This window comes from Serratia sp. YWN4, from assembly GCF_055790845.1.
Map to the genome: position 1 here is coordinate 2,451,671 of NZ_CM147696.1, position 24,005 is coordinate 2,475,675.

Genomic DNA, 24,005 nt, shown 5'->3' on the forward strand with positions numbered 1-24,005 from the left:
TGAAAAAGCAATAAAAATTAAATAGCAAAATCATCATTATCGAAAGAAGAGGTATGACCAATGACAAACTCATTTAATAAAATGATTGATGGAAAGGTAATTAAGCGAGGGAAAACATCGCTGTTAATTCGCCTTGATGATATTCACATCAAAGAAGGATTTAACCGCCGAGTCGATAACGAACGCTATCGCGAGGCAAATGAAGAAACTTATCAGTACATGCTGAAAGGTGGGAAAGTCCCGAACCTTGAGGTTACACCTCGTGATGAAGGCGGCGTGTGGGTTGTTGAAGGGCATCGCCGTACATTGACCTATCGCCGCATGCGTGATGAGGCAGGCTTGCCGGTTGAGTGGATAAAAATAGAGCCATTCGAAGGGAACGATGTTGAACGTATTGCACGTATTAGAACCAGCAGTAAGCAATTGCCAATAACTGATTATGAAGAAGCGCTGCTTGTTAAAGATTTGCAGAATCTAAATCTATCACCAAGCAAAATTTCCGAGGTTCTGCATATACCCCTTTATAAAGTAAATAATGCACTGGTATTAATTTCTGCGAACCATGATGTTCATCAATTAGTGGAGGAGGGCGTGATTGATATTCCGCTGGCAGTTGAACGCGTCAAAAAGCATGGCGAAAAGGCCGCTGAGGTTCTGAAAGGTGATGCGAACAAAGCTCAGGACAAGGGGAAAGTAAAAGCCACTAAATCAACAGCTATACCTCAGTTCAGCGCTGCTAAATCACGCAGTCTGGTGAATATTCTGGCTCGGGCTGAGGTGCGTGAAATTGATGGTCGTACAGCCTATATCTTGCCGGAAGGCACAGCATTGGACGTCCTTTATATCTTGGATGAGTACCGTACCCAAGAGGTGAAGCCGTGAAAGCTATTTCAATTCGTCAGCCGTGGGCTTGGCTCATTGTGAACGGCTACAAGGACATCGAAAACCGCACTTGGAACACGAACTATCGTGGGCCTGTACTTATTCATGCATCAGCACATAAGCCAACGGTGGCTGAAATGGCATTAGCAAGGCAAATTCTGCGTAGGGCCAAAGGCGTCCACGTCGCCCTCCAATTACCTGATACCCAATACCTGAAAAAAGGCGGCTTTGTCGGCATGGTAACGATCGCCGATTGCGTCGATAAAAGCGAATCGCCGTGGTTCTTCGGTCCCGTGGGATTTACGTTGGCCAATGCTCGTACCTTGCCATTCAAGCCAATGAAAGGCCGTCTCGGTTTTTTCGAGGCCCACCATCGTCCACACAAAATGTTCAATCTCATTGTGCCTGAAAGCTATATCGATTTGACCGAATTGGAGGTGGCACCCAATGGCAACTAATAGCTGCAAGCCAAAAGTTAGAACAACAACCGGTGCAACCGTGAAGCTGACAATACAGATTTCCAACCTCGGTAGCTGGGGGCCAGATTGCCAAATAGAGCAGGTTTACCGGCAGGCATTACGCGAGGCAGAGGGGCGGCTAAATAAGCTCTTTATCGGCCAAAACATTCGCATTGTCGGCGGTGCATCCGTGCAGGCGATCACTACCGATGTGGAGGTAAAACGTGGCAACCAATAGCGAACTGAAGCCGAAATTAAAACTCGGCGATACCGTTTATATGAACGATGGCGATCGGGGTGTCGTTAACCATGTCTGCGATAACGGCTATGAACTGCTGATGGATAGCACCGGGAAATACCACTCAGTACACCTGAATGGCGATTGCGGGATGTTTGGCGACCCAATTAATCACGCTGTTGATTGGGCTAAAACGTGTGAGGCCCATCATGAAGAGTGACAACCGAACCGACGCCGAAAAGTCAGCAGCGGCAAAAGCCCTGAATGATCGCCAGCGCCACTATGACCGACTTCACCATATGAGGCGATTAATCTGGCTTGAGCAAGTGCCATGCCTGTATGGCGATGGTAGCAAAGTTCCGGAGCACTTCATGCTGACTCTTATTAACGGTTCCCGAGAGTGCCTGAGGCAAATAAACGATCACGGCAGCAGCACAAGCTCAGTTTCTTTAGACAATATCGATTATCTGGCCGCGCTTGATGAGTTTGAAAAGACAGGCGAACTCGTTTGGCAGCACACACAGGGGGAGAGAGGGTGATAGAGCAACTCAGATTTTATATGTGTGTCGCATCGCCAGAATTACTCGAATCCCGCAGGGAATACATCGAGCGGGTGATCGTGGGGAAGCTGAAGGCAGGGTTAGAAAGTATGGGGCGATGGTCGCAAGAGTTTGCGTTCCTCCCCGAATCTATAGAACTAATTCAAGCATATCGGACTGGCTTGGAATTTTTCACCGAAAAAGGATTCAACGGGCAAGTTAACGCCCAGGAGGAAGCAAAGCATGAGTAAGCCGCGCTACAAATTGAAACGAGCAACGTCCGTTTACATTGGTGATCGTGTACCGATGGTTGCATACGGTCACTTGCAGGACTGTATGGTCAACAGAGTGCGTGTGTGTAACGGAGACATTGATATTCGTTTGCACTCACGTGCTGGGGCAAACGTACACCGCTGTGAATCGCCAATGGCCTATCTTCCAGTGAGGATCAACTGATGAGTAAGCAATTCGAAGAACTGAAAGCAAGAAAGCCTCTTGATACCAAAAGTCGGGAGGCCGTGGCGGATGGATATGTCACAGATGATAATTCTGGTGGTTATTACGTTGTTGAGTGCCAAGAGTGCGGCGAGATATACCCGAGCCAGCAATGCGACGGCGGCGGGGAGATTGCTGATACCGGTGATTATAACGATGCAATTTGCCCGCATTGTGGATGCGAATCACCGGACGATTGCAGTAACGCCCCGCTGGTTTGGAATGTGCAGCAGGCAAAAATCAACGCCCTACTCGCAGCGCTGGAAGAGAAAGACCGGCGCATAGCAGAGCTCGAAATATTATCCGAAGCTGAAAGCGCTGGCGCGGATAAGTGCGCGATTTTTTGCGTGGAATGGATGAACAAAGCCAAGGTCGCGGAGCGTCAGGTGGTAGAGCTTGAGCAGCGACTACAGCAGCCTGTCAAGTTGCCGGATAAAAAATTCTGCCCCGCTGAGTACGAAATGAGTCTGTTATGGTCAGAAACTGAAACCTGGAATAAAGCCATTACTAAATGCGCCGCGACGCTGCGTGCTCAAGCCTTCAAGGTCGAGGGGGAGTAATGCAACAAGAAATCAAATCCCCTGCATTGCGGTACCATGGTGGCAAGTTCCGGCTTGCTCCATGGATTATTGAACATATGCCAGAGCACACTTGCTACGTTGAGCCGTTCGGAGGAGCGGCCTCCGTACTGCTCAGAAAGCCACGTAGCTACGCAGAGGTTTACAACGACCTTGACGGCGAGATCGTTAATCTGTTCCGCGTACTGCGTGACCCACTTGATAATCACCGCCTCCGTACGCTTTGCGCGTTAACCCCATACAGCCGTGATGAATTTAACGCAGCTTACACGCCAACGGAAAACCCAATAGAGCGCGCTCGTAGGATGGTAGTTCGGGCATGTATGGGTTTTGGTACAGCGGCGGGAGTGGGGGGGCAATCCGGCTTCCGTAGCGACAGTAAACGCAAATACGCGACAGCCGCGCACCTGTGGGCAAAATATCCGGATAACCTGGCGGCTGTTGGACAGCGTTTTGAAGGGGTGATTATCGAAAATAAAACGGCTCTTGATGTTATCCGCAGGCACGATGCGCCGAATACTTTATTTTTCGTTGATCCCCCATACCTTCCCGAAACCAGGGTTGCTGGCAATCGTTACTACCAGTACGAAATGACCGCCGATGAGCACGCTATCTTACTGGAAGAACTGCTGAAAGTGCGCGGAATGGTGTTGTTAAGCGGTTACGACAGCAAGCTGTATAACGACACGTTAATAGGCTGGAGGAAGGAAGAACGCGAATCGCGTATCAGCGCCGGGCGAGGTACGAAGGTGCGTGTTGAATGCCTTTGGATTAGTCCCAACTGCCAAGAACAGGAGCATGCAGCATGAGCGTATGGCCAACAGAAGTACAACAATGTGCATCATCAGTGATCCCTGTTCACAAACTGACCCCAGAGCGCCAAGCAGCGCTCTTATCAGAAATGAACGATATGTTCCTGCGACGCGTTGATCCTACAGAGATTCAGCAAACTGCACATAAGTGGGCACGGCGGCAAGAAATTGAGATAGCCAGGCCTGATATCGAAAATGGTTTGGTTGTTGTCGGATTTGCCGGGGGTGGTGGCAGTTGTGAGGGCATCAAGTGTGCGCTGGGATATGCACCACATATCGCAATGAATCACAACAAAGTTGCGATGGCTATGCACGCCATGAACCATCCTGAAACATTGCACTACCCAGAGGATATTTTCAGCGTGGATCCTGTCGCGTCTACTGGGGGGATACCGGTACTGCTGGGCTGGTTTTCTCCCGATTGCCGCGATTTTTCAAAAGCAAAAGGCGGGACACCGGTACAAAAAGAGATCAGAGGTTTGGCCTGGGTTGTGCTGCGTTGGGCTTTGGCGGTGCGCCCCCGCGTGTTGATGATGGAAAATGTTGAAGAATTTAGGATGTGGGGGCCGTTGATCGAACGTGCTGGTAAATACTACCCAGACCCAGACCGTCGCGGGGAGACATTCCAAGGTTTTATCGGGATGCTGGGAAGCGGTATTTCTGCAGATCATCCAGCTCTGAAGGAGTGCTGTGAGTTTTTGAATATTGATATCAACAGTCCTGATGCTGATCGGCTGATTGCAGGGCTTGGTTACAACGTTGATCACCGGGAGCGTAAAGCATATATGTCCGGTGCGCCAACGATCCGCAAGCGTCTGTATATCATTGCCCGTTGCGATGGTCGGCCAGTTGTATGGCCAGAGGCAAAGTATGGCGATCCAAAATCAGACGAGGTGAAATCCGGCAAGCTTAAACCGTGGAGAACGGCGGCTGATTGTATTGATTGGACACAGCCGACACGTTCAATTTTGGGGCGTAAAAAACCGCTGGCAGATAATACGTTGCGGCGTATAGTGCGTGGCCTGCAACGTTACGTAATCGATAATCCTGATCCGTACATTGTCCGTATTGGGCAAACCGGGTTCGGTGGTGATCGCCTGTCTTATCCCACCGTTCAACCACTCACAACGGTAACAAGCAAAGCTGAGCATCTATTGCTGGAACCGTTTGCTGTGAAATGCAACCACACCAGTAACCGTACAAGTTACGACTGTTTCCGTGGGCAATCTCTCCATCAGCCGGTACAGACAATTACACAGACTCACGGCTTCAGTTTGGCGGCTCCGGTAGTGGTCCGGCAATTTGGCAATAGCACTGGACACCCGGTAGATGTTCCGCTGGGAACGGTCACTGCTGGTGGTGGCGGTAAAAGTCAGCTTATGTCTGGAGTGCTGGTTGGGGCTGGTGGTCCAAAATATTCAGGCAAACCGCGTGCTGCTGATATGCCGATGATCACCCTACCAACAACGTCTCATACTGCGCTAGCGTCCGCCACCCTGATTCAGATGGGATACGGAGAGAGAGAGGGGCAGGCTCCCCGCGTTCTCCATCTTGAAAAACCATTGGGGACGATCACCGCTGGAGGTAATAAATTCGCTATTACTACGGCGCACTTGATCAAGCACTACGGTGGCAACTATACCGGTTCGGGATTGGGGGCGGATCAGCCATTACACACGGTGACACAGGTTGATCATCATGCGCTTTGCACCTCACACTTATTGCATCTGAAGGGCGCTTGCAAAGACGGGAAACCTACTATCAAACCGGTCCCGACAATCATGTCCGGTGGGCAGCACATCGGCCACGTTCAAGCTTTTTTACAGAAGTATTACGGCAATGAGAGAGATGGGATCGACGTTGACGCCCCGATGCACACAGTTCCAACGCGTGACCGGTTTGGATTGGTAGAGGCACAATGTGATATCGAGCCGTTGACGGACGAGCAACGTTATAATGCATGGTGCGTTGCTCGTCTCGTAGATGAATACAGCGACTTACCAGGCGACTCGTATCTGTTCCCTGAGCCAAGACGCCAGTATATACGCGTTGGCGATTACGTCATTGTCGATATCTGCATGCGCATGTTGATCCCACGTGAACTCTACAATGCGCAGGGGTTCCCACCGAACTACATCATTGACCGTGACCCTGATGGTAAACCGATATCACAGAAAGACCAGGTAGCCCGTTGTGGTAATGCTGTATGTCCGACAGAGGCATGTGACATGGTACAGGCTAACTTGCCGGAACTGTGCATGCGGCAAATGGCAGCATAAATATCACCCCCCGTTTAAACACGGGGGTATCATTTCCAACCGTTCACATATCTTAAGACTTTTCGCTAATTCGCCAAGAAATTTCATCGTAATTATTTCACGTAAACTACTACCGAGTAACGTTAACATTTCATCCGCGACTTTTATTAGCAGTGGTTGTCGATTTTTTTCTCGTAACATTCTTTTCACTTTCCCATAATCCACTCCTAGTTGTTCCGCAAGCCATTTTTTGCTGCGCCTTTTCTTTGTTAATAGCAACAGAATTGCATTAACGATCTCTGTTTCAATATCTGTGTTCATTGGTGTTGTCTAATGGTAAAAATTTAGGGCCACTGAGTGGCCCCGAATGGCGTTTTTATTGGTTTTTTTGTGGCATCTGGGCCACTGAGTGGCCCTGTTTTAAAGTGTGACTCAGGTCACATTGTAAATGCTTGCGGATTATATGGTCATGAGGCAATCTGCACTCAGGGATTTGCATTTATTTACACAAAAAGGAGGTGTGGCTCGTTGATTAATAAGGCTACCTAACGTTACACCATTAAATTAATAATAAAGATATTCTTATAAATAAGTTGTGGTATTTTTTTGTTTTTTAAAAACACCAAGGAATTTAATATAATGCCCAAATTAAGCGCGGGTGATTTTTTATTAAATAATACCTTAGGTGGCTTCTATGCTAAAGAGTGAGCATTACCTCTATAAATTACCCATCAAATTACCTTATGAAGGGTGCACGATCCTTTACACACGGAGTGGGATTGTCACCGCTGCAGAAATCATGAGGAACGATCAATTTGTGGGAACAGTTCGAGGTTTTATAGAGTTGGCAGAGTCGTTGGGGTACACATTTATTGCCCCTAAAATCAGTTAGAACACCACAGAATGCATGTTATAATCAGTAGGTCAGCTTGAACACCTGACGCCCTGAATCAGCATTGTTGTGCCATCAATCCGAGGTGAAAGATGGCACAGTTATCATTTATTAAAACCAGTCATGACACACTGACACCGGCTACGCCCGATGTTAGGGAGTTCTTGCATAACAAGATAAAGATCGGCGCGGTAGTATCAGCCGACTTTAAGCGTGTCCGTAACCCCAAGTTTCACCGCAAGTTCTTTTCCCTCTTAAACCTTGGCTTTGAATACTGGACGCCAACTGGCGGTGCGATTTCGCCGGAAGAAAAGAGCCTGATCCGCGGCTATGTTCGTCATTTGGCTGAGTTTGCTGGTCATGGGGATACATTAAACAGTTTGGCCAAAGGCTACCTGCGAAAAGTTGCGGCACAACGGGCTGATCGTGTGACGTTGCTAAAATCGTTCGATGCGTTCCGGCGTTGGGTCACAATCGAAGCAGGGTATTACACCGAGCAAGTCATGCCGAACGGCGTCTTAGTCAAAGAACCTGTATCGATCTCATTCGCCAGTATGGACGATAACGAGTTTGGGGAACTCTATAAATCTACGCTTAACGTACTGTGGCACTTCATCCTCAATAAGACATTCACATCACCGGACGCTGCCGAAAATGCTGCTTCACAGCTTATGGAGTATGCATCATGAGCAAGCTAACCAAGGAAGCTCGTGGGCGTGAGTGTCAGATACGGATCCCCGGCATCTGTAACCATAATGACGAAACCACAGTTCCTGCACACTTCCGGCTTGCCGGAACCTGCGGAACGGCCATCAAGCCACCGGATATACAAGTCGCTTGGGCGTGCAGTGCTTGCCATGATGAAGTTGACCGGCGCACTCGCAATATCGATAACGACACAGCGCGGCTATACCATGCTGAAGGTGTAATGCGCACTCAGTACGTTTTGATAGCTGAGGGCAAATTATGAGGCTCAAATTCGCACTGACGATGGGCGATCCAAAATCTGCCCAGATTGTGGCATACCAAGCAAGATCCACTGGTAATAGCCATTTGTCAAAAATCGACGTACTGACGGCCTTAGGCATGACCCAAGCGCGGTATCGTGGTGGGCTGAGTTTGCTATATGCCAAGTACACCAAGGATCTAGCGTCAGGGAAAATGGCCCTCAATGAATTGACGCAGTATGCCCTAAAGGTATCGAGAAAGCATGTTGGCATAATTGAGGGGGGAAGGTCAGGATATGCACTTAAAACGCTGTCGTCGTTTGTCCTGGCTGATTATTGTCGCACTTTGGACACACCAGGCGAAAAGTGCCGGTGTGGTGGCGTAGGTGAGGTGGTAGACAGAAAGAAAACAGAGAGAACGGGCGTGCTGACCCATAACAACTGCTCTAAGTGCAAAGGAACTGGCCTTAAGCCAATGACTCGCGCCAAGGTGCATCGGGCAATATCAGCTTTGGTACCCGGTGTTTCGCAGCCCACATGGTCGCGACGTTGGAACGCATTTTATGATGACTTGCTGGCGTGGTGCTATGCAAACGAAGCTCAGGCGGAAAGTGAGTATCAACGAATCACTGGCATGTCAGAAATCAGCGTTCATCGTGAAACAGGTATTGACCCGTGAATAATTTTGCCCTAAATTGACTCCCATAGTGGGAGTTTAATACTCTCAATACTACTAAACATCAAAAAACCCGCCTCCGTGCGGGTTTTCGCGTTTCTGGAGGGTTGGATCATGTGACTGTAAAACAGAATTGCTCACAAAAATAACGGCTGCGCTATTGCGTGGCCGTTTTTATTAACAACAACACACCCCGACAGCCGGGAGGTGGAGATCATGAAGATGGACGATAAGTACAGTAACGCCTCATATGGCAGCGCTGGTCTTACTGCCTTCTTTGCCAGCCTATCGCTGCACGATTGGGGATTCATCATCGGCGTGTTTTTTAGCATAGCCCTTGGTGTTTTAACTTATCTGCTGAATCGGCGGGAGCAAATGAAGCGAACAAAGATATTGCAGGACATCTTAAGCAAAACAAGCGCACAGAATCCATCAGCAACAGCGCGTGTAGTTGCTGATCTTGGCGCTAAAGCCCCGAACGAGATTTAACATGACATCCAACTTAAGAAACAAGATTCTCACCGCCGCTGGTGGTGGTGCACTTGCGATCGCGGCTGTGTTGATTGTTGATATCGAGGGTGTCCGTTACGAGCCATATTACGATGTGGCTGGCGTGCTCACCGTTTGTTATGGACATACAGGCAAAGATATCGTGCTCGGGAAAAGGTACACGCCGGCTGAGTGCAAGGTGATGCTTGATAAAGACTTGGTTCCTTTTTCCCGTTCAGTAGAACGTTCAGTAAAAGTCCCTGCAAGTGAACATCAAAAAGCCGCGCTAATCAGCTTTAGCTACAACGTCGGCGTGTACGCGTTCGAGCATTCATCTCTGTTGCGAAAATTAAACGCTGGGGATTATGCCGGTGCCTGCGCAGGACTGCGTCAGTGGATTTATGCGGGTGGCAAGCAGTGGAAAGGCCTGATGAATCGCAGAGAGATAGAGCACAAAGTCTGCACATGGAGCCAGAAATAAAACTTAGATATCTGGTAGTCATTGCCATCTTTATTCTGTCGCTCCTTGGGGGGTTGGCTTATTCAGCATTCCACTACCATGGTCAATACGTTGAGACAGACAAGGCCTTATTTCAAGCCAAAGAAGAAAGAGATAGCGCAGAAAAAATAACAGGAAATGTTATCACCACAATGAACCTGTTCAACGATATCGCCAAGGCTAATGAAGATGCAAAACAGAAAAACGCAAACGACAGTGAGCCTGTCAGAGTGGTCTACAAAACCATACTGGCAAAGTCCGCCTGCTCTCGTGACATTGTTGGTCGGGATGTCGCTGACGGGGTGCTCGATAGAGCGAATAAAATACGTTCCGGTTCCAACAGTACCAATCCCCGCCCGTCTGACCGCTGATTGCATCCCGCCATTGCCTGAACTGCCGTTGACCTACGGCGGTAGTGTCATTTGGAATGATCAGCTACTGGAAACGATAGAAAACTGCAATCTTGATAAAGCAGCAATCAGGGCTATCGAAGATAAACGCAATGGCAGTTAGCTGCCGGGAGAAACCAATGAGCAATCGCATTGATGAAGCTTTACGCCGTGAAGCAGAGATTCTTCGTCGTCGCAAATCTCAGCAATCAAGCACTGACAGCTTGATGAACCCACTAAACCCGGCAAGTCCTGTATGGATAGGCGCGGACTATGGTAGTGGCAGTGATTCAAGCTGTTCACACGATTCTGGCGGCAGTTCTAGTGACTCCGGGTCATGCGGTTCTGACTAACAAACACAGGAATAAATAATGACAAACAAAACAGCAGAAGAAATTAAGAGTGATGCATTGGCGGCGATGCAGGATTACTTCCCGAACGGTGGTCGTGATTGGGATCACATTAACGCGCTATTTGATGCCATTGCTAAAAGTAAAATCCCTGGCATTCAAGCCGTGACCTTAATCCCATCGCGCGAGGAGATGGTTGAATATATAAAGGTCGCCACTGGGGAGGGTTATCAGCCAGAGCATGAGGCAGCGATAAGTGACCTGGGAGTAATTGAGTTGCTGGATGACCACTCCCTGAATCGCGAATACGGTAAATGCTGGTGGTGGTACAACATGGGAGGCGGTATCCATGAAACATTCCAGCAGCAAGAAAAACACGATCATGCCTGCACCAACTGTTTTACCGAGCAAGGGCCATGCCTAGGCGAGTGTGCGGTCAGCGATGAGAACGCTGCGTTGGCATTGAGTTTTGAAGAAGTCGCAAAGCCGCTGATCAAGTGGATGGCTGAGAACGTCCACCCTCATCACACAGCGGTTATTACCTGCACCAGTGCGGAGTTACTCGAAAGCAAAATGTGCAGTCGTACAGATGAGTTCCTGAGGGACTGACAGCATTACAGGTGGCATTCACTGAGTGTCACCGATAATGCGCAAGCAAAGCTGTGTGCAACACCCATCAGCCCACCCTGGGCACTGGTTGCCAGCGCTTTTTTTATTTTCTTCTGTCTATTTGATTTTTACGGGTGGAAATTCAGCACAAACGATCTGTTTTTGAATGCAGTGATTGAAAAATTTCCGAGGTTTGAATTAAAGAAGGCAGCAGAAAATTCTATTTGGAAGGTGGGCGACCGTCAATAGTTGGAGCTACTGACGATCATTCATACCCACAGTACAGGTCATGAGTACGAACCAAGGCCCACTTGCTTGTACAAGCAGGGCCATATTATTGGATCCTCAGAAATGACCACAGTAAAAAATCAGGAAAAGCTTGCAATCGTTTATAAATCATTCGATTCGATGATGGTTTATGCGAAAAACGCGAGAACTCACTCGCCGGAGCAGGTGGAAAAAATAATTGGGAGCATAAAAAAATACGGCTGGACCAATCCGATACTGATCGATGAGTGCGGGGAGGTGATTGCCGGTCACGGTAGATTGTTGGCTGCGGAAAAAATCGGTTTTGACCCGGTACCCACAATTACGTTGTACGGACTGACGGATTCGGAGAAAAAAGCTTACCGCCTAGCGGATAATAAATTGCCACTGGATGCCGGTTGGAATATCGACCTGCTGACAATGGAATTGGGTGATCTGCTGGTGGAAGGATTCGACCTTACTCTGACCGGATTCAGTGCGGAAGAAATCGATCAGATGCTGAACATCGATTTCGCTCCTGGTGATGAGAACGACCAAGGCAAGCTCGACCAATTGGAAGGAAAGCTGTGTCCACACTGCGGGGGTGTCTTATGACTACTCTCACTGTGGACTGGGCAACCCACAAAGCGGCCGCTTATGCCTGCCTGAATTGGCACTACGCCAAAGCGGTACCGGTCGGAAAGCTGGTAAAGGTCGGTGCCTGGGAAGATGGCCAGTTTATTGGCGTGGTGATATTTAGCCGTGGCGCCAACAACCACATTGGCCAGCCTTACAGCTTGCAGCAGGATCAAGTTTGCGAATTGACCCGCGTAGCCCTGAGGGATCACCAATCGCCAGTAAGCCAGATTTTAGCAAAGGCGATTAAATTCCTGGCTGCGGTTTGTCCGGGCCTACGGCTGATCGTCTCTTATGCGGACAAAGACCAAAATCACCATGGAGGCATCTATCAGGCGACCAACTGGATTTATGAAGGTCTGGTCGGTGCAGGAACGTTGGGTGCATTCATCGTCAAAGGTAAAAAAGTCCATCCGCGCAGTGTGGCGGCAAAGGGTGTGAAGCAAAGTATTGATGCCGTTCGCCAACACTTGGACCCCAACGCACAAGAATTCAAGACGTCAGGGAAACACAAATACCTGATGCCCCTCGACAAGAAAATGAAAAAAATCCTCATCGCTCGCCATAAGCCATATCCCAAGAGGGTATAGCCATGGACAAGCCGACGCTCGACAAAATCGAGGCATTATCCGGGCGTGGATTGTCAGAGCAGCAAATAGCCGACGCATTGGATATCGACATTGAAAAGATGCGAGCCGACAAAGACGCGATCGCCACTTACCGCCAGGCAGTACGCAGGGGGAAGGCCAAGGGGATTGCAGACCTGTCGAACGCACTTTACATCAAGGCCAAGAAAGGCGACACGCGAGCCATGATTTTCTTGCTGGAGCATTTAAAACCGAAGTGAGTAAGCCGCATGAGCAAACCAGATGGGGGCGAACTAAAGCGCGATTACTGTGCTGGCGAGATCTCCATCGACAAGGTGGCAAAAAAGCACGGTATAGCGAAGACCACGCTGATCGACATGGCGAAAAAAAACGGTTGGGTACGTAAAAAAAAACCGTCCAAATCGCCGACCAAAAAAGCCGACCAAATCAAAAATGGTCGGTCGGTCGAACGTAAAGCAGCACGGACGGAAGAACGGACGGATCCAGAGCATGAAGATAGCGGTACGGAATTATCGATAGAGCCTGCCGAATACGGCATAACCTTGCAACAAGCTTGGTTCGCCCACTGGTACGTTATCACCAAGAGCAGGGTTGATGCATACCGACAAGCTGGTTACACATGCGAGGGAAATACAGCCTATGCCGCTGCCAGCCGATTGTATAGGAATGTTAAGGTTCGCCAAGCAATTCGTGACCTTGAGGCAAAAGCTTCGAAACGATATCAAGCCGATCTGGATGAGTTGGTCGATCAGCTTATGGCCATTATCAAAGCGGACCCGAACCAGCTCTCTCAATTCCGCCGTGTGAATTGTCGTCACTGCTGGGGTGAAAATTACTTTTACCAGTGGCGAGACATTGAGGAATTCGACAAAGCCGACGCAAAGGCAACGGCAGACAATAGGCCTAAGCCCGAATATGGCGGCTTGGGATTTGTCGAGAATGCGGATCCTAACCCGGATTGCCCTCGCTGCAATGGTGAAGGGGTGGGAGAAACCTTCTTTGCTGATACGCGTGATCTGCAAGGCCCGGCTTTCCAGTACTTCGCAGGTGTGAAGGAAAGTAAATTCGGCATTGAGATCCTGACAGAAGATAAAAAAGCGGCACGGGCACAACTGCTGCAACTCCTGACATTCCGCCGCACTGAAAAAATTCAGTCGCTAGATTTTGAACGCCTCCAGCTGGCCAACGAAAAGCTACGTGCTGAAATCGAAATTTTACGAAATGGTGGCAATGGCAACCAACAGATCATTATTCACAACTCACTGAAGCCACCCGGCAGCAAATAAACGGGGGAGGTATGGAAATTTTCCTTCCGGAATTGCATGCCGGGCAATTGAGGATTTGGACCGAAGGATCTGAGCACCGGTACAACGTGGTGCGTTGTGGTCGCCGCTGGGGCAAAACAGTAATGCTGGTGGTTACAGCATTCAGCTACGCAACCAATAAGTTCACATCACCCAGCACCGGCCAGCCAGAAGGCGGTAAGGTTGGCATTTTCACTGCTGAGTATAGGCAGTATCAGGAAATCTTCGACAAGCTGGTAGAGCTGCTTGGCCCTCTTATTAAGAGCCAGTCACGTAGCGAAAAGCGTATTTTGCTGAAGAACGGCGGCAAGATAGATTTCTGGGTAACAAACGATAATAAACTCGCGGGCCGTGGTCGTGAATATGACGTGGTGCTGATCGATGAAGCAGCATTCACAAAATCACCCGAAATGTTGGAAGAAATTTGGCCGAAGTCGATCAAGCCAACGCTATTGACTACTCGTGGTCGTGTTTGGGTGTTTTCCACTCCTGACGGTATTGATGAGGACAACTTCTTCTACGCACTGTGTAACAACAAAAAACTCGGGTTTTTTGAACATCATGCGCCGACATCTTCTAACCCGTTTGTACCACCTGAAGAGTTGGCAGAAGAAGAAAAGAACTGCGAACCGCGAGTATTTCGGCAAGAGTTCCTGGCTGAATTCGTGGACTGGTCTAAGGATGCGCTGTTCGACATCAACAAATGGCTGGTGGATGGCAAGCCGGTAGCGATGCCGGAAACTTGCGATCTGATCTTTGCCATCGCAGACACCGCACTGAAAGGCGGTCAAGAAAACGATGGTACCGGCTTTGTATATTTCGCCTACACGTACAACTACGTGGAAGAACCTGAGTTGGTGATCATTGATTGGGATGTAACGCAAATCAAAGGCTCATTACTGCCTGAGTACATCCCTAGTGTTTATCAAAACCTCGATCGCTTATCCCGTATCTGCAAGCCCCGCATGGGGAGTGGTGGCCTTTTCATGGAGGATGCTGCTATGGGTGCAATCTTGCTTCAAAAAGCTGATACGGAAGATTGGGACATGAAGCCTATAGATTCTGCGTTGACGAGTAAGGGCAAAGACGAACGCGGGGTGATGGCATCTGGATATCACTATTTGGGCCGATGCAAGATTGCAGAGCCTGCATTTAATAAAACGGTTCCATTCAAGAACGCAGAAGCTAACCACCTTTCCAAGCAGGTCGCCGGATTCCATCTGGCCGACAAAAAAGCACATACGCGGGCCGACGATCTTCTTGATTGTTACATGTACGGCCTGATCATCGCATTTGGTAACGGAGCAGCACTGTAATGGCTGAATTTTCTAACGTCATTGGATCGCAACTGGCCAAAATGCTCATGTGCGATGGTATAGAACCAGGTGACCAAGCCGGTTATGAGATGTGTAAAATCATCTGGGCCCAGCACCCCCTTGGTGGAAAATTAGTTGAAACGCCAATCAATAAGGCCATGTTTAAGCCGCGCATTTACAGCGTGGATGATGACCCGGATGATCGGGTAGTCAAGGCATTTGAAGATACGTGGAAGGCGCTAAAAATAAACGAGAAAATAAAGAATCTCTTCTTTGTTAATCGTTGTTATGGCGCTGCGGCTGTTGGCATCGGTACGTTGAGTGCCGGTAGTGATACAACACTCCCTGGCTTTGGCCTGACTGCTGCTGATATTTTTATCAACGTCTGGGATCCGCTGAACGCCGCAGGCTCAATGGTAACGGAACAAGACCCCAACTCGCCAACATTTCAGCTTCCTGCAAAGTTCCTCAGTATTGCTGGTAAAAAATGGCATCCATCACGCACGATAAAAGTGTTTAACGGTGCACCGATTTACCTCAACTACCAAACGTCTGCTTTTGGGTACACTGGGCGATCTGTATTCCAACGGGCGTTGTACCCGTTGAAGTCATACCTTCAGACCATGGTCACCGATAATCTGGTGAGTAAAAAGGCGGGGGTGTTGATCGCCAAAACAGAGCAGAACTCGTCTGTAATCTCCAACTTGATGGGGGTAGCTAACAAGATAAAGCGCAGCTTCCTCAAGGAGGCTGAGAACGGGAGCGTCATCAATATCGGCAAAGAGGATTCTGTCGAGTCCCTGAACTTGCAGAATATCGATGGTGCCATGAAGACAGCGCGTGACAACATCGTGTCTAACATCGCATCAGCCAGCGACACTCCGGCAATCATGTTGAAGGAAGAAGCATTTGCTAATGGCTTTGGTGATGGCAAAGAAGACTCCAAGGCGGTATCCCAATACATTGATAGCGTTCGGCAAGAAATAGATCCCGTTATCATGTTTTTCGAACGCATTGTGCAATATATAGCGTGGAGTGAGGATTTCTTTGATGCGTTGAAGGAAGAACACCCTGATATTATTCCCGATGATTACCACACTACATTTTTGAAGTGGAGAGGTACATTTAGCGCCAAATGGCCGGAGCTAACCGAGAAGTCACCGGAAGATAAACAAGTGAGTGACAGTAAAGTAATAGACAGTGCCGTTAAATACGTTTCTGCCATGGTGCCATTTGTTGATAATCACAACAGGTGTGCATTAATTGAATGGGCCAATGAAACCATTAATAAGCTGGAAATCTCGAAAGACTCACCTATCGTTTTCGATTACGACATATTGGAAAAGAACGCGCCGCCAATACAGGTAAACAATAATGGCTACCAAACCGAAGAGGAAAAAGACGTTTTATGAAATCCTGACTGATGCAGTTAATTACTATATCGATAATGGTTGGGACTCTGAAAAGTCACTTCTCACATGGTCAAATAAGCTGCGTATCGCGGCAAACAAAGAAACCTTAAATATTGATACCACGCGCAATCATCTAAGGGCTGTTTACAGGCGTTTGGTTATCGATGGCGGTGCATTGCACGATCAACCTGTGGATGGTCCAAGCCGCATCACGTTGAACAACATCAAACCAGACCTGAGGAAGGAGCTAGACCGACGTATTTTCATGGCTGCTGACCTGATTAAGATCAATCGGGAAACGGCTATTGAGAAAACCATACAGCGATTTAAAGGTTGGGTGTCGTCGGTACCGCCCGGGGGCAGTAATGCAATCGACAAGAACGCCCAAAAAGCCGAGATAAAAAAACAGTTGATGGAACAATCATTCATCAATCGCCGTGTTGCTATCGACCAGGGCCATAAGCTGGCCAGCAACATCAACTACCTGATCTCGATACAAGGGGGAGCCATTGCGTTCACTTGGCACTCCCCATGGCGTCGTCCCGGATATAACTATCGGGAAGACCACAAAGAACGGGACGAGAAAATTTATCTCATTCGTGGTTCGTGGGCATTGGAAAAAGGTTTGATAAAACCGGTTAACGGGTATTACGACGAAATCACGGCAGCAGGTGAGGAGGTTTTTTGCAGTTGCAAGGCAATCCCCATTTACGCACCGCAAAAACTACCAGTCGAATTTTTAACTGAAAAAGGTAAACGTGAATTTGACAGAGTTTGAATTGGCCGAAAATATTCGCGATGGCACTATACCTTCCCCTGTTGAGTTTTCCAATATGTGGTTGGTTAATCTCCGAATAACTGGCACTGGCCTAGCCTATAGAACCAGCATTCATGAAAACGTTTGGCGTAATCCAGATCTTTATCTTAACGATGAATTTCTGAAACGTTGTAACGGCTTGCCAGTTATTAGAAATCACCCAGAAGGTGCAAAACTAACAGAGGAAGACTTCAAAAAAAGAGTTGTTGGCTGCGTCATGCTTCCCTATATCAAGGGGGATGAGATATGGGCAGTTGTCAGAATATATATTCGTGACGTCGTTGATGAAATATTGAAGGGTAAGGTATCTACAAGCCCTTCCGTAGTTTTTGACGACAAATCGGGTAACGTTGTAATTGAAGATGGTGATACCACATTGCTAATAGAGGGGAAACCTTTCTTATTAGATCACATCGCTTTAGTAACTGAAGACAGTGGAACCCTGGGTGTCTGGGATAAAAATAAAATCCCGGAAGGTATCGATATTTCTAATACAGGTGATTTGAACATGAATGAAGAAGAACTTAAGCGGTTCCTGGCCGAAGCGATGAGTGGTTTATCAACAACCATCAATACGCGCTTCGATGCTATCGGTGCCCGCATGGACAGTCTGGAATCATCAACCGCAGCCCGGCTTGAGGCAGAAGCGAAAGAAAGGGCGAAGGCCGAAAAAGCCCGTGCTGATGCTGCTGCTGAGGATGAAAAAAAACGCGCCGATGCAGAAGAGGAAGAAGCCAAGCAAAAAGAGGCAGAAGAGAAAGCCAAAGCTGACGCGGCAGCGGAAGAAGAAGCCAAGGCGGCAGAGGAAAAGGCTAAGGCTGATTCGGAAGCAGCAGCAGAAGAAAGCCGCAAGGATGAAGCCAGTTTGACTACGGCACAAGTCGTGGCGGATTCAGCCTACGCAGCTTGCGGAAAGAAAGCGCCATCGCCGTTTGCGGGTGAAAACTCCATGGCGTACCGCAAGCGCATCCTTACTGGCCTTCAAAAACTGTCAGCCACTCACAAAGATCTCGATATCAGAGCTATTGCTGATTCGGCTGTCCTGGCGATGGTTGAAAAAGAGATTTTTGCTGACGCGAAAAACTCCACTGAAAAAGAGATCGCAAACACACCTGGTCATTTGGTTCAGTTCGTCCGTAATGATGAAGCTGGCCGGCCAATCAAAGAGTTTAAAGGTGACATGGATACATGGCTGAACGCCGTTAAGTTCCCTGCACAAAAGCTCGTTGAATTTAACACCCGTGGGGGAAATCACTAATGGCTTTAGATAACGCTTTCAAGTCTGGCCCAGCATTTAAGAACAGCTTTAATCTCGACTCTACCGGGCTGGTACAAGGTGATGCGCAGGACGACCCTGCGATCCGCCTGCTGCTAAACGCCGGTGTTGTTGCCGATGACGTGACTGGTTCTATGTGGGGTGGAATGGGGATTATTGAGTTTATCCCTACGTCACCACAACGTCCGCTTGGTTCCATTATCAAGCAAGCGACTACGGATCTCTGTAACGGGTTCTGCGTGTTCAATCAGGCATTCCACGGCGTTGTAACACCGAATAATAGTGTTCCGCAATTTATGGCTGGTAACGGTATTCACTTTTACCGCCTGGGTTCCGGTGCTCGGATCCCACTTCCTGTTAGCGCTGATGTGGCTGCTTTGGCTACTGGTGCCGTTGCAGTAGACGCCAATAAATTCGTTTGGGATCCAGACAAAGGATATGTGGACGTGGCGGCTACAGGCGGTATTGCGATCAAGCTTTTGTATATCTCGCCATCTGGCAACTTGGCGGCAAAGCAGGACGCCACCACAAAAGATGTCAACTGGAACGATGCCCCGCTGGGACTTTTCCAAATCTAACTGAGGCCACACAATGAGCACATTTGCCCCAGCGTTCAAAACGCTAAACCCGTCAATGATGCTGCCAGAGATTGCCATGCAATACAGCATGGTAACCGGTGCATTCGACTTGCTTCCGAGTACCAAGCCAGAGGTCAAAATTGGTACCAATGACCTGCTGGTCTACCAGAAAACATTGCGACTGACCACGCAGAACAACGTCAGTCAGTCACTGGCAAACCAGCTTTCCTCTTCTTCTGTTGTGCCTGGTTACATGCAGATGAAGACCTACCGCATTTCTACTCGCTCCCAGTATGGGCTTTATGACGATACTGCTGCGAGTGAGTGGGGTTATGCATTGCCTGCGGCGCTTCAATTGGCCGCACGTCAAGGTACCGCTCAGACGTTACGCACAATGCTTCTGTATGGCATGGTGCCAACGGATGGGGAAGGGATTGTCAACGCACCCGGTGCAACGACAGTGAGCCTGGGAGCCGATAGCAATGGCGAAACCACTTACACCAAATGGGACCGCGGTGAATTGGCTCAGGCACTCCTTGGCTATATTGCTGCGTTGAAGATCCGCATGCTGATCCTTGGGCTACCGACCCGGATTGTTATTTGTGGGCCACAGCGTTTCCTGAGCCAGATTTCCTATACCGGCGTTGTCCAGCTAACCAGCTACCAGCGCCCGGGTGCAGGTACGGCTACTGCAGGTGTGGTTGTTAAGGCCATTGCCGACGAGGCTGTAGGTGATGATGTTGTTTTCACCGTGGATGACACGTTGGTTGGTAAGGGGGCCGGTGATACCGATCTGATCGTTATTTCTGCGCCTGTACTGCAGGTTCCAGAGAACAACGCTGCAATCAACACCAACGTATTCGCAGGACTGACGCCAAACCAACGTGCAGTTAATCAGATGTTCTGTGATGTGGCAGCACCAACGGAAATCACTACGCCGATCGCAGATGGTGCACTTACAACCCTGTACACCATGCGAACCACACCGGGATGGAACTTGCGCCCAGAAGGTGTGACGTTACTGTCGGCAAAGTACGAATAACATTCCCACCATAATGGGCGGTGAGAGCCGTCCATTTTTCAAGGATCAACAATGAAACTGTTTATTGCCAACTGCTCAGCTCAGGCCCATTTGTTCAACTACAAACTTCCAGAGCGCACACAGACTTTTTCCCGACCTATCGGTGCCGGTGATCAAGTTGTGATTGATTGCAGCCCTGAAGATTGCAGCTCAATTATCTCTCAGCATGAACCTTACGGTTTCGCAGATGTTGCAAAAATCCCCGCCAATTTCTCAGGGCTGTGTTACTCGCAGGACAAGGAAATCAAACTGACGAAGATGAAGTCAGGCTATGAGGCTCGCCAAGAATTCTTGGATGTCCGCGCACAAGAAATTCGTGATAACAGCGTTTTAGCGATGAATAACGAATTGACCAAGGCAGCGAAAAGCCATGGGAAGGAAGAAATTCCCGGCTTTGAGATGACGATCGAGAGCCAACCGCTTGAACCCGGCCAAGAAGACAAAAAACCGTTTAAGCAAAAATTAAAAGTGGAGAAATAACATGTCAGGGAGCCTGCCGAGCATCGAAGGTTTTTTGATTTTTGTTCGTGAGTATATGAAGGTTCCCAACACAGCTATTTCAGATGATGCCTATGCACTCACGTTTTCCTATAACTCAGCGTTTGAATGGGTGCCACATGATATAGGCCTTAATCTGCTGCCGACCTTGTACTGTTCCTGCGTTTATAACCTGGCCGGATCTTTCCTGCTGAATTATGCCAATGACGTGCCGCCTGGCACTTACTTTGCTGATATACGCAAAGCGCTTGGCCTGGGTAAAAAAATAAACGGGATCATGACATCAGCCGCCGATCAGGGAACGTCTGGATCATCAGTGCTGGGTGATGCAATGAGTAACCTCAGCCTTGCTGATTTGATGATGTTGCAGGATCCATATGGAAGGGCCGCACTAGCCATTCTGATGGAACTGGGGCCGTACTGGGGGCTGACACGGTGAAGGTATGCATGGGTGTGGTTGATATGCCATATGGCTATGGTGACACATCAGCAACGACATATCAGGTGGCGGAGGACTTGGAGGAGTACTACAAGCTGTTTTCCTGCTTTTATGCCGAACATCAGGAAGAGATACTCAAAGAGGTTCATGATGCTGTTACTGACCAGTTGATCAACCACATCAAATACGACGCACCGTTTAACCAGGACGAAATAATTCTAGGGGGCATCGTAAGGGCTTTCACTATTTTTCTTGAGCGGGAAGAAATGGCCGGGTTGAATGTTGATGGAGTTCCCACGCTTGCTGCGCTCGAAGGCATCAACAGTCGCCTGAAAATCCATCATGGCCCACGCAGGCCGTCATTTATCGACGGGGGCCTGTTCCTATCATCATTCAATGCTTGGATAAGTTTCGATGCCTAGCCTAGAAGAAGTTGCCAGTTCTGCAAAAACGGATCTGGCCCAAGTTTTACAATCCGCTGTTGAAACCATCTCGTCAAACCAACAAATAACTTTCACCCTGTACGTTCGGCAGGTTCTACCGCTGGATGGTTACGTTTTTTGGGTCAATGCCAACGTGGTGAAAGCCGAAGAACTGGAGCGGCTTGGTCTGGCTAACGTGGCAAAATCTGTCAAGATCCCCGGTAGTTTGCACCGGCAAGTGGTGAGTGAGCAGACGGAAACCGTTTCACAGTCGATCAATAACATCATTTTCACGCCAGTGGAGAAGATAGACGACTTCAACGTGGTGGGCCCGTCAGCAATTTACCTCGGATATTATGAAGGGGTGCAATTCAACTTTTCCAGAATGGAAAGCAAGTACACCCAATCAGGCATTTTCCATTACCGTGGCACTGCTGTTTTACCCTCGATGCAGCCGCAGATTATTAACGATCCAGATGATATCGATACTGACCTGATTTTGTCGAACAGCACGCCAATATGGATGCGCCTGACGAAGTACGGCACTGTTTACCCATCATTCTTGTCGCCATCTGACATGCCACCACCGTACATCGTTGCAGACGTCAGGGATACCAAGCCGCTACAGGCAGCCCCCCATTACTTGACACGTTCTCAGCACGTACAGGATACGGTGCGAATCACGCTGTACGGCATGAACAATGCCCAGGCGCTTGATTACGTTGATTACATCGTAAACACCGCGCTGGACTTCGAGGAGTTCGGCATCACCAATTCGCCGGTTGTTTTTGACGACAAGTTAAACCAAGTCGAAATAAACGCACTGGCCAAGAAAAAACATATCGATTTCGAGATCAACTATTACCAACAAACGGCCAGGGATATATCCATGAAACTAATAAAAGCAGCGTTTATTCATGTGGGGTTATTGCAATGAGTGATTATCAAATTGTAACGGTAAACGTCTCACAAACGGTTGGACTGATCCCGTCAACGCTACAACAAACCGGGGCGTTTATTTCCACTGGCGCCACGCTATTGGATCATGGCAAAACAGCGCTGATTACCCAGTTATCCGATTTAACCGCGCTGGTGAACATTCCCATCACAGCAATGGCGGTAGCCGATGACGTGTTGAGCGTCACGCTCACGTCACCATTACCTGCCAGCCATGCCGTGGGCACCACGTTAGAGTTAACCATAACAGGTGCATACCCAGCAGCCTATAACGGCACGCACGTAGCGACAGTGGTGAGTGCAACGACATTGACGGTAGCTTTCACACAGACCGTCACACCGGTCACCACGTTTGGGAATGCCCGATTGCCCGGTGCAACAGAGCTATTGGCAATGGGTACCACTTGGTTCGCTCAAGGGGCAAATCAGTCGGTCTATGTTTTGGAGTTGGGCGTTGCTGACGCGGTAAAAGATAGCGTGGCGCTCTTGTCCACTTACATCGATGCACCAACACTGCAGGTCTATGCATATCTCGTTCCACGGGCATGGGATGGTGTTCCTGAATTCATTGCTCTGGTGGGCAATCATGCGGCGAATGAGTCATTACTGTACTTCTTCATTACCACCACCGCAGGCCCGGTAAATCTCTATGCTGGCATCAAGTCAGCCATTACGATGGTGCAAGATACCACGGCTCCAGAAACCGAATGCAGTGTTGCGTCGTTGATGTGGAATTACATCTCGGCCAGTCCATCGGACATCAACAAAGTGCCGCCTATGGCATTCCGTTATCTGATTGGCGTTACCAAGTATTCGGGATCCGGTCCGGCAAAAACGCAACTGACGCAAAACAACATCAACTATGTTGGTACAGGTGCGGAAGGGGGGATCAGCAACACGCTGGTGGTGAGGGGGGTGTCCTCTGATGGCAACGATATGACGTACTGGTATTCGGTAGACTGGATCCAGATCAATACGCATATGGCGTTGGCGAACGAAGTGATCAACGGCAGCAACAACCCAATCAATCCGCTGTATTTCAATCAGGATGGCGTCAACCGATTGCAGAATCGCGCCCAGGCAGTATTCAACTCTGGTGTGACGTTTGGGCTGGTAAACGGCAACCCGGCTGTTGCAGCAGTGCCATTTGGAACCTATGTCAAAAATAACCCGAATGACTATGCAATTGGTCGTTATGCGGGGCTATCTGCTGAATACACGCCGATGCGTGGGTTTACCAAGATCATCTTCAACATCAACGTGACCATGCAGCTTTCCTAAGCGCTGCCATCCGTTCAATAACC

32 protein-coding genes are annotated in these 24,005 nt (G+C 48.8%); all 32 read left to right on the top strand.

All coding sequences use genetic code 11. The annotated features are described in order from the left end of the window. Nucleotides 1–60: 60 nt before the first annotated feature. The 32 genes from ACX9GT_RS11625 (at nucleotide 61) to ACX9GT_RS11780 (ending at nucleotide 23,982) form a co-directional block, all read left to right on the top strand. Nucleotides 61–882, top strand: a complete 822-nt coding sequence (locus ACX9GT_RS11625; protein WP_473191206.1) for a chromosome partitioning protein ParB — start codon at nucleotides 61–63, stop codon at nucleotides 880–882. Next, entirely contained in the window at nucleotides 879–1,340 is a 462-nt protein-coding gene (locus tag ACX9GT_RS11630; RefSeq protein WP_473191207.1) for an ASCH domain-containing protein, read from the top strand. The genes ACX9GT_RS11625 and ACX9GT_RS11630 overlap by 4 nt, the downstream gene beginning before the upstream one ends. A 40-nt stretch (nucleotides 1,341–1,380) precedes the next feature. Continuing rightward, complete coding sequence (locus tag ACX9GT_RS11635) at nucleotides 1,381–1,578, top strand: hypothetical protein (protein WP_473191208.1); 198 nt, start codon at nucleotides 1,381–1,383, stop codon at nucleotides 1,576–1,578. Continuing rightward, nucleotides 1,565–1,798: a hypothetical protein gene (locus ACX9GT_RS11640; protein ID WP_473191209.1), complete on the top strand. Its 234-nt coding sequence runs from the start codon at nucleotides 1,565–1,567 to the stop codon at nucleotides 1,796–1,798. The genes ACX9GT_RS11635 and ACX9GT_RS11640 overlap by 14 nt, the downstream gene beginning before the upstream one ends. After that, on the top strand, nucleotides 1,788–2,117 hold the full coding sequence (locus tag ACX9GT_RS11645; RefSeq protein WP_473191210.1) for a hypothetical protein: 330 nt from the start codon (nucleotides 1,788–1,790) through the stop codon (nucleotides 2,115–2,117). Before ACX9GT_RS11640 ends, ACX9GT_RS11645 begins: the two co-directional genes overlap by 11 nt. Then, complete coding sequence (locus ACX9GT_RS11650) at nucleotides 2,114–2,368, top strand: hypothetical protein (protein WP_473191211.1); 255 nt, start codon at nucleotides 2,114–2,116, stop codon at nucleotides 2,366–2,368. Before ACX9GT_RS11645 ends, ACX9GT_RS11650 begins: the two co-directional genes overlap by 4 nt. Before the next feature lie 204 nt (nucleotides 2,369–2,572). Then, nucleotides 2,573–3,172, top strand: coding sequence for a hypothetical protein (locus tag ACX9GT_RS11655; RefSeq protein ID WP_473191212.1), 600 nt, complete (start codon nucleotides 2,573–2,575; stop codon nucleotides 3,170–3,172). Beyond that, nucleotides 3,172–3,999, top strand: a complete 828-nt coding sequence (locus ACX9GT_RS11660) for a DNA adenine methylase (RefSeq protein WP_473191213.1) — start codon at nucleotides 3,172–3,174, stop codon at nucleotides 3,997–3,999. Before ACX9GT_RS11655 ends, ACX9GT_RS11660 begins: the two co-directional genes overlap by 1 nt. Further along, on the top strand, nucleotides 3,996–6,281 hold the full coding sequence (locus tag ACX9GT_RS11665) for a DNA cytosine methyltransferase (RefSeq protein WP_473191214.1): 2,286 nt from the start codon (nucleotides 3,996–3,998) through the stop codon (nucleotides 6,279–6,281). The genes ACX9GT_RS11660 and ACX9GT_RS11665 overlap by 4 nt, the downstream gene beginning before the upstream one ends. A gap of 963 nt (nucleotides 6,282–7,244) precedes the next feature. Beyond that, complete coding sequence (locus tag ACX9GT_RS11670) at nucleotides 7,245–7,841, top strand: DUF1367 family protein (RefSeq protein ID WP_473191215.1); 597 nt, start codon at nucleotides 7,245–7,247, stop codon at nucleotides 7,839–7,841. Continuing rightward, nucleotides 7,838–8,122: a DUF1364 domain-containing protein gene (locus ACX9GT_RS11675; RefSeq protein ID WP_473191216.1), complete on the top strand. Its 285-nt coding sequence runs from the start codon at nucleotides 7,838–7,840 to the stop codon at nucleotides 8,120–8,122. Before ACX9GT_RS11670 ends, ACX9GT_RS11675 begins: the two co-directional genes overlap by 4 nt. Beyond that, nucleotides 8,119–8,778 carry an antitermination protein Q gene (locus ACX9GT_RS11680; RefSeq protein ID WP_473191217.1) on the top strand — a complete coding sequence of 220 codons (660 nt, stop codon included), beginning with the start codon at nucleotides 8,119–8,121 and terminating at the stop codon, nucleotides 8,776–8,778. The genes ACX9GT_RS11675 and ACX9GT_RS11680 overlap by 4 nt, the downstream gene beginning before the upstream one ends. A 213-nt stretch (nucleotides 8,779–8,991) precedes the next feature. Further along, nucleotides 8,992–9,264: a phage holin family protein gene (locus ACX9GT_RS11685; protein WP_473191218.1), complete on the top strand. Its 273-nt coding sequence runs from the start codon at nucleotides 8,992–8,994 to the stop codon at nucleotides 9,262–9,264. Nucleotide 9,265: 1 nt separating this feature from the next. Continuing rightward, nucleotides 9,266–9,745: a lysozyme gene (locus ACX9GT_RS11690; RefSeq protein ID WP_473191219.1), complete on the top strand. Its 480-nt coding sequence runs from the start codon at nucleotides 9,266–9,268 to the stop codon at nucleotides 9,743–9,745. Continuing rightward, the gene (locus tag ACX9GT_RS11695) at nucleotides 9,730–10,134 is read left to right on the top strand and encodes a hypothetical protein (protein WP_473191690.1); all 405 of its coding nucleotides are present in this window, start codon (nucleotides 9,730–9,732) and stop codon (nucleotides 10,132–10,134) included. Before ACX9GT_RS11690 ends, ACX9GT_RS11695 begins: the two co-directional genes overlap by 16 nt. Continuing rightward, nucleotides 10,052–10,276: an Rz1-like lysis system protein LysC gene (gene lysC / locus ACX9GT_RS11700; RefSeq protein ID WP_473191565.1), complete on the top strand. Its 225-nt coding sequence runs from the start codon at nucleotides 10,052–10,054 to the stop codon at nucleotides 10,274–10,276. Before ACX9GT_RS11695 ends, lysC begins: the two co-directional genes overlap by 83 nt. A 247-nt stretch (nucleotides 10,277–10,523) precedes the next feature. Further along, nucleotides 10,524–11,111, top strand: coding sequence for a hypothetical protein (locus ACX9GT_RS11705; RefSeq protein ID WP_473191220.1), 588 nt, complete (start codon nucleotides 10,524–10,526; stop codon nucleotides 11,109–11,111). Between the two features lie 351 nt (nucleotides 11,112–11,462). Continuing rightward, a complete protein-coding gene (locus ACX9GT_RS11710) occupies nucleotides 11,463–11,972 on the top strand; it encodes a ParB/Srx family N-terminal domain-containing protein (protein WP_473191221.1) in 510 nt (169 codons plus the stop codon). Then, complete coding sequence (locus tag ACX9GT_RS11715; RefSeq protein ID WP_473191222.1) at nucleotides 11,969–12,583, top strand: Mom family adenine methylcarbamoylation protein; 615 nt, start codon at nucleotides 11,969–11,971, stop codon at nucleotides 12,581–12,583. Before ACX9GT_RS11710 ends, ACX9GT_RS11715 begins: the two co-directional genes overlap by 4 nt. A 2-nt stretch (nucleotides 12,584–12,585) precedes the next feature. Then, complete coding sequence (locus tag ACX9GT_RS11720; RefSeq protein ID WP_473191223.1) at nucleotides 12,586–12,840, top strand: hypothetical protein; 255 nt, start codon at nucleotides 12,586–12,588, stop codon at nucleotides 12,838–12,840. A gap of 9 nt (nucleotides 12,841–12,849) precedes the next feature. Further along, the gene (locus tag ACX9GT_RS11725; protein ID WP_473191224.1) at nucleotides 12,850–13,887 is read left to right on the top strand and encodes a terminase small subunit; all 1,038 of its coding nucleotides are present in this window, start codon (nucleotides 12,850–12,852) and stop codon (nucleotides 13,885–13,887) included. Nucleotides 13,888–13,898: 11 nt separating this feature from the next. Beyond that, on the top strand, nucleotides 13,899–15,221 hold the full coding sequence (locus tag ACX9GT_RS11730) for a terminase large subunit domain-containing protein (protein ID WP_473191225.1): 1,323 nt from the start codon (nucleotides 13,899–13,901) through the stop codon (nucleotides 15,219–15,221). After that, entirely contained in the window at nucleotides 15,221–16,633 is a 1,413-nt protein-coding gene (locus tag ACX9GT_RS11735; protein ID WP_473191226.1) for an anti-CBASS protein Acb1 family protein, read from the top strand. The genes ACX9GT_RS11730 and ACX9GT_RS11735 overlap by 1 nt, the downstream gene beginning before the upstream one ends. Further along, a complete protein-coding gene (locus ACX9GT_RS11740; RefSeq protein ID WP_473191227.1) occupies nucleotides 16,596–17,411 on the top strand; it encodes a hypothetical protein in 816 nt (271 codons plus the stop codon). Before ACX9GT_RS11735 ends, ACX9GT_RS11740 begins: the two co-directional genes overlap by 38 nt. Next, the gene (locus tag ACX9GT_RS11745) at nucleotides 17,392–18,708 is read left to right on the top strand and encodes a DUF2213 domain-containing protein (protein ID WP_473191228.1); all 1,317 of its coding nucleotides are present in this window, start codon (nucleotides 17,392–17,394) and stop codon (nucleotides 18,706–18,708) included. Before ACX9GT_RS11740 ends, ACX9GT_RS11745 begins: the two co-directional genes overlap by 20 nt. Continuing rightward, on the top strand, nucleotides 18,708–19,304 hold the full coding sequence (locus ACX9GT_RS11750; protein ID WP_473191229.1) for a hypothetical protein: 597 nt from the start codon (nucleotides 18,708–18,710) through the stop codon (nucleotides 19,302–19,304). Before ACX9GT_RS11745 ends, ACX9GT_RS11750 begins: the two co-directional genes overlap by 1 nt. Before the next feature lie 13 nt (nucleotides 19,305–19,317). Next, nucleotides 19,318–20,346 carry a hypothetical protein gene (locus ACX9GT_RS11755; protein WP_473191230.1) on the top strand — a complete coding sequence of 343 codons (1,029 nt, stop codon included), beginning with the start codon at nucleotides 19,318–19,320 and terminating at the stop codon, nucleotides 20,344–20,346. 51 nt (nucleotides 20,347–20,397) lie between these two features. Beyond that, complete coding sequence (locus ACX9GT_RS11760; RefSeq protein ID WP_473191231.1) at nucleotides 20,398–20,865, top strand: hypothetical protein; 468 nt, start codon at nucleotides 20,398–20,400, stop codon at nucleotides 20,863–20,865. Nucleotide 20,866: 1 nt separating this feature from the next. Beyond that, nucleotides 20,867–21,322 (top strand): hypothetical protein, encoded by a 456-nt coding sequence (locus ACX9GT_RS11765; RefSeq protein WP_473191232.1) that lies wholly within the window; start codon nucleotides 20,867–20,869, stop codon nucleotides 21,320–21,322. A gap of 8 nt (nucleotides 21,323–21,330) precedes the next feature. Then, a complete protein-coding gene (locus tag ACX9GT_RS11770) occupies nucleotides 21,331–21,744 on the top strand; it encodes a hypothetical protein (protein ID WP_473191233.1) in 414 nt (137 codons plus the stop codon). After that, on the top strand, nucleotides 21,737–22,681 hold the full coding sequence (locus tag ACX9GT_RS11775) for a hypothetical protein (protein WP_473191234.1): 945 nt from the start codon (nucleotides 21,737–21,739) through the stop codon (nucleotides 22,679–22,681). Before ACX9GT_RS11770 ends, ACX9GT_RS11775 begins: the two co-directional genes overlap by 8 nt. Next, nucleotides 22,678–23,982 carry a hypothetical protein gene (locus ACX9GT_RS11780; protein ID WP_473191235.1) on the top strand — a complete coding sequence of 435 codons (1,305 nt, stop codon included), beginning with the start codon at nucleotides 22,678–22,680 and terminating at the stop codon, nucleotides 23,980–23,982. Before ACX9GT_RS11775 ends, ACX9GT_RS11780 begins: the two co-directional genes overlap by 4 nt. Nucleotides 23,983–24,005 lie beyond the last annotated feature (23 nt).

Excerpts from the sequence above, each read along its gene's own strand:
- ACX9GT_RS11625 (WP_473191206.1), top strand. The coding sequence starts at position 61 with ATGACAAACTCATTTAATAAAATGATTGATGGAAAGGTAATTAAGCGA.
- ACX9GT_RS11645 (WP_473191210.1), top strand. The coding sequence starts at position 1,788 with ATGAAGAGTGACAACCGAACCGACGCCGAAAAGTCAGCAGCGGCAAAA.
- ACX9GT_RS11655 (WP_473191212.1), top strand. The coding sequence starts at position 2,573 with ATGAGTAAGCAATTCGAAGAACTGAAAGCAAGAAAGCCTCTTGATACC.
- ACX9GT_RS11660 (WP_473191213.1), top strand. The coding sequence starts at position 3,172 with ATGCAACAAGAAATCAAATCCCCTGCATTGCGGTACCATGGTGGCAAG.
- ACX9GT_RS11665 (WP_473191214.1), top strand. The coding sequence starts at position 3,996 with ATGAGCGTATGGCCAACAGAAGTACAACAATGTGCATCATCAGTGATC.
- ACX9GT_RS11670 (WP_473191215.1), top strand. The coding sequence starts at position 7,245 with ATGGCACAGTTATCATTTATTAAAACCAGTCATGACACACTGACACCG.
- ACX9GT_RS11675 (WP_473191216.1), top strand. The coding sequence starts at position 7,838 with ATGAGCAAGCTAACCAAGGAAGCTCGTGGGCGTGAGTGTCAGATACGG.
- ACX9GT_RS11680 (WP_473191217.1), top strand. The coding sequence starts at position 8,119 with ATGAGGCTCAAATTCGCACTGACGATGGGCGATCCAAAATCTGCCCAG.
- ACX9GT_RS11685 (WP_473191218.1), top strand. The coding sequence starts at position 8,992 with ATGAAGATGGACGATAAGTACAGTAACGCCTCATATGGCAGCGCTGGT.
- ACX9GT_RS11690 (WP_473191219.1), top strand. The coding sequence starts at position 9,266 with ATGACATCCAACTTAAGAAACAAGATTCTCACCGCCGCTGGTGGTGGT.
- ACX9GT_RS11695 (WP_473191690.1), top strand. The coding sequence starts at position 9,730 with ATGGAGCCAGAAATAAAACTTAGATATCTGGTAGTCATTGCCATCTTT.
- lysC (WP_473191565.1), top strand. The coding sequence starts at position 10,052 with ATGTCGCTGACGGGGTGCTCGATAGAGCGAATAAAATACGTTCCGGTT.
- ACX9GT_RS11705 (WP_473191220.1), top strand. The coding sequence starts at position 10,524 with ATGACAAACAAAACAGCAGAAGAAATTAAGAGTGATGCATTGGCGGCG.
- ACX9GT_RS11710 (WP_473191221.1), top strand. The coding sequence starts at position 11,463 with ATGACCACAGTAAAAAATCAGGAAAAGCTTGCAATCGTTTATAAATCA.
- ACX9GT_RS11715 (WP_473191222.1), top strand. The coding sequence starts at position 11,969 with ATGACTACTCTCACTGTGGACTGGGCAACCCACAAAGCGGCCGCTTAT.
- ACX9GT_RS11720 (WP_473191223.1), top strand. The coding sequence starts at position 12,586 with ATGGACAAGCCGACGCTCGACAAAATCGAGGCATTATCCGGGCGTGGA.
- ACX9GT_RS11725 (WP_473191224.1), top strand. The coding sequence starts at position 12,850 with ATGAGCAAACCAGATGGGGGCGAACTAAAGCGCGATTACTGTGCTGGC.
- ACX9GT_RS11730 (WP_473191225.1), top strand. The coding sequence starts at position 13,899 with ATGGAAATTTTCCTTCCGGAATTGCATGCCGGGCAATTGAGGATTTGG.
- ACX9GT_RS11735 (WP_473191226.1), top strand. The coding sequence starts at position 15,221 with ATGGCTGAATTTTCTAACGTCATTGGATCGCAACTGGCCAAAATGCTC.
- ACX9GT_RS11740 (WP_473191227.1), top strand. The coding sequence starts at position 16,596 with ATGGCTACCAAACCGAAGAGGAAAAAGACGTTTTATGAAATCCTGACT.
- ACX9GT_RS11750 (WP_473191229.1), top strand. The coding sequence starts at position 18,708 with ATGGCTTTAGATAACGCTTTCAAGTCTGGCCCAGCATTTAAGAACAGC.
- ACX9GT_RS11755 (WP_473191230.1), top strand. The coding sequence starts at position 19,318 with ATGAGCACATTTGCCCCAGCGTTCAAAACGCTAAACCCGTCAATGATG.
- ACX9GT_RS11760 (WP_473191231.1), top strand. The coding sequence starts at position 20,398 with ATGAAACTGTTTATTGCCAACTGCTCAGCTCAGGCCCATTTGTTCAAC.
- ACX9GT_RS11765 (WP_473191232.1), top strand. The coding sequence starts at position 20,867 with ATGTCAGGGAGCCTGCCGAGCATCGAAGGTTTTTTGATTTTTGTTCGT.
- ACX9GT_RS11770 (WP_473191233.1), top strand. The coding sequence starts at position 21,331 with ATGGGTGTGGTTGATATGCCATATGGCTATGGTGACACATCAGCAACG.
- ACX9GT_RS11775 (WP_473191234.1), top strand. The coding sequence starts at position 21,737 with ATGCCTAGCCTAGAAGAAGTTGCCAGTTCTGCAAAAACGGATCTGGCC.
- ACX9GT_RS11780 (WP_473191235.1), top strand. The coding sequence starts at position 22,678 with ATGAGTGATTATCAAATTGTAACGGTAAACGTCTCACAAACGGTTGGA.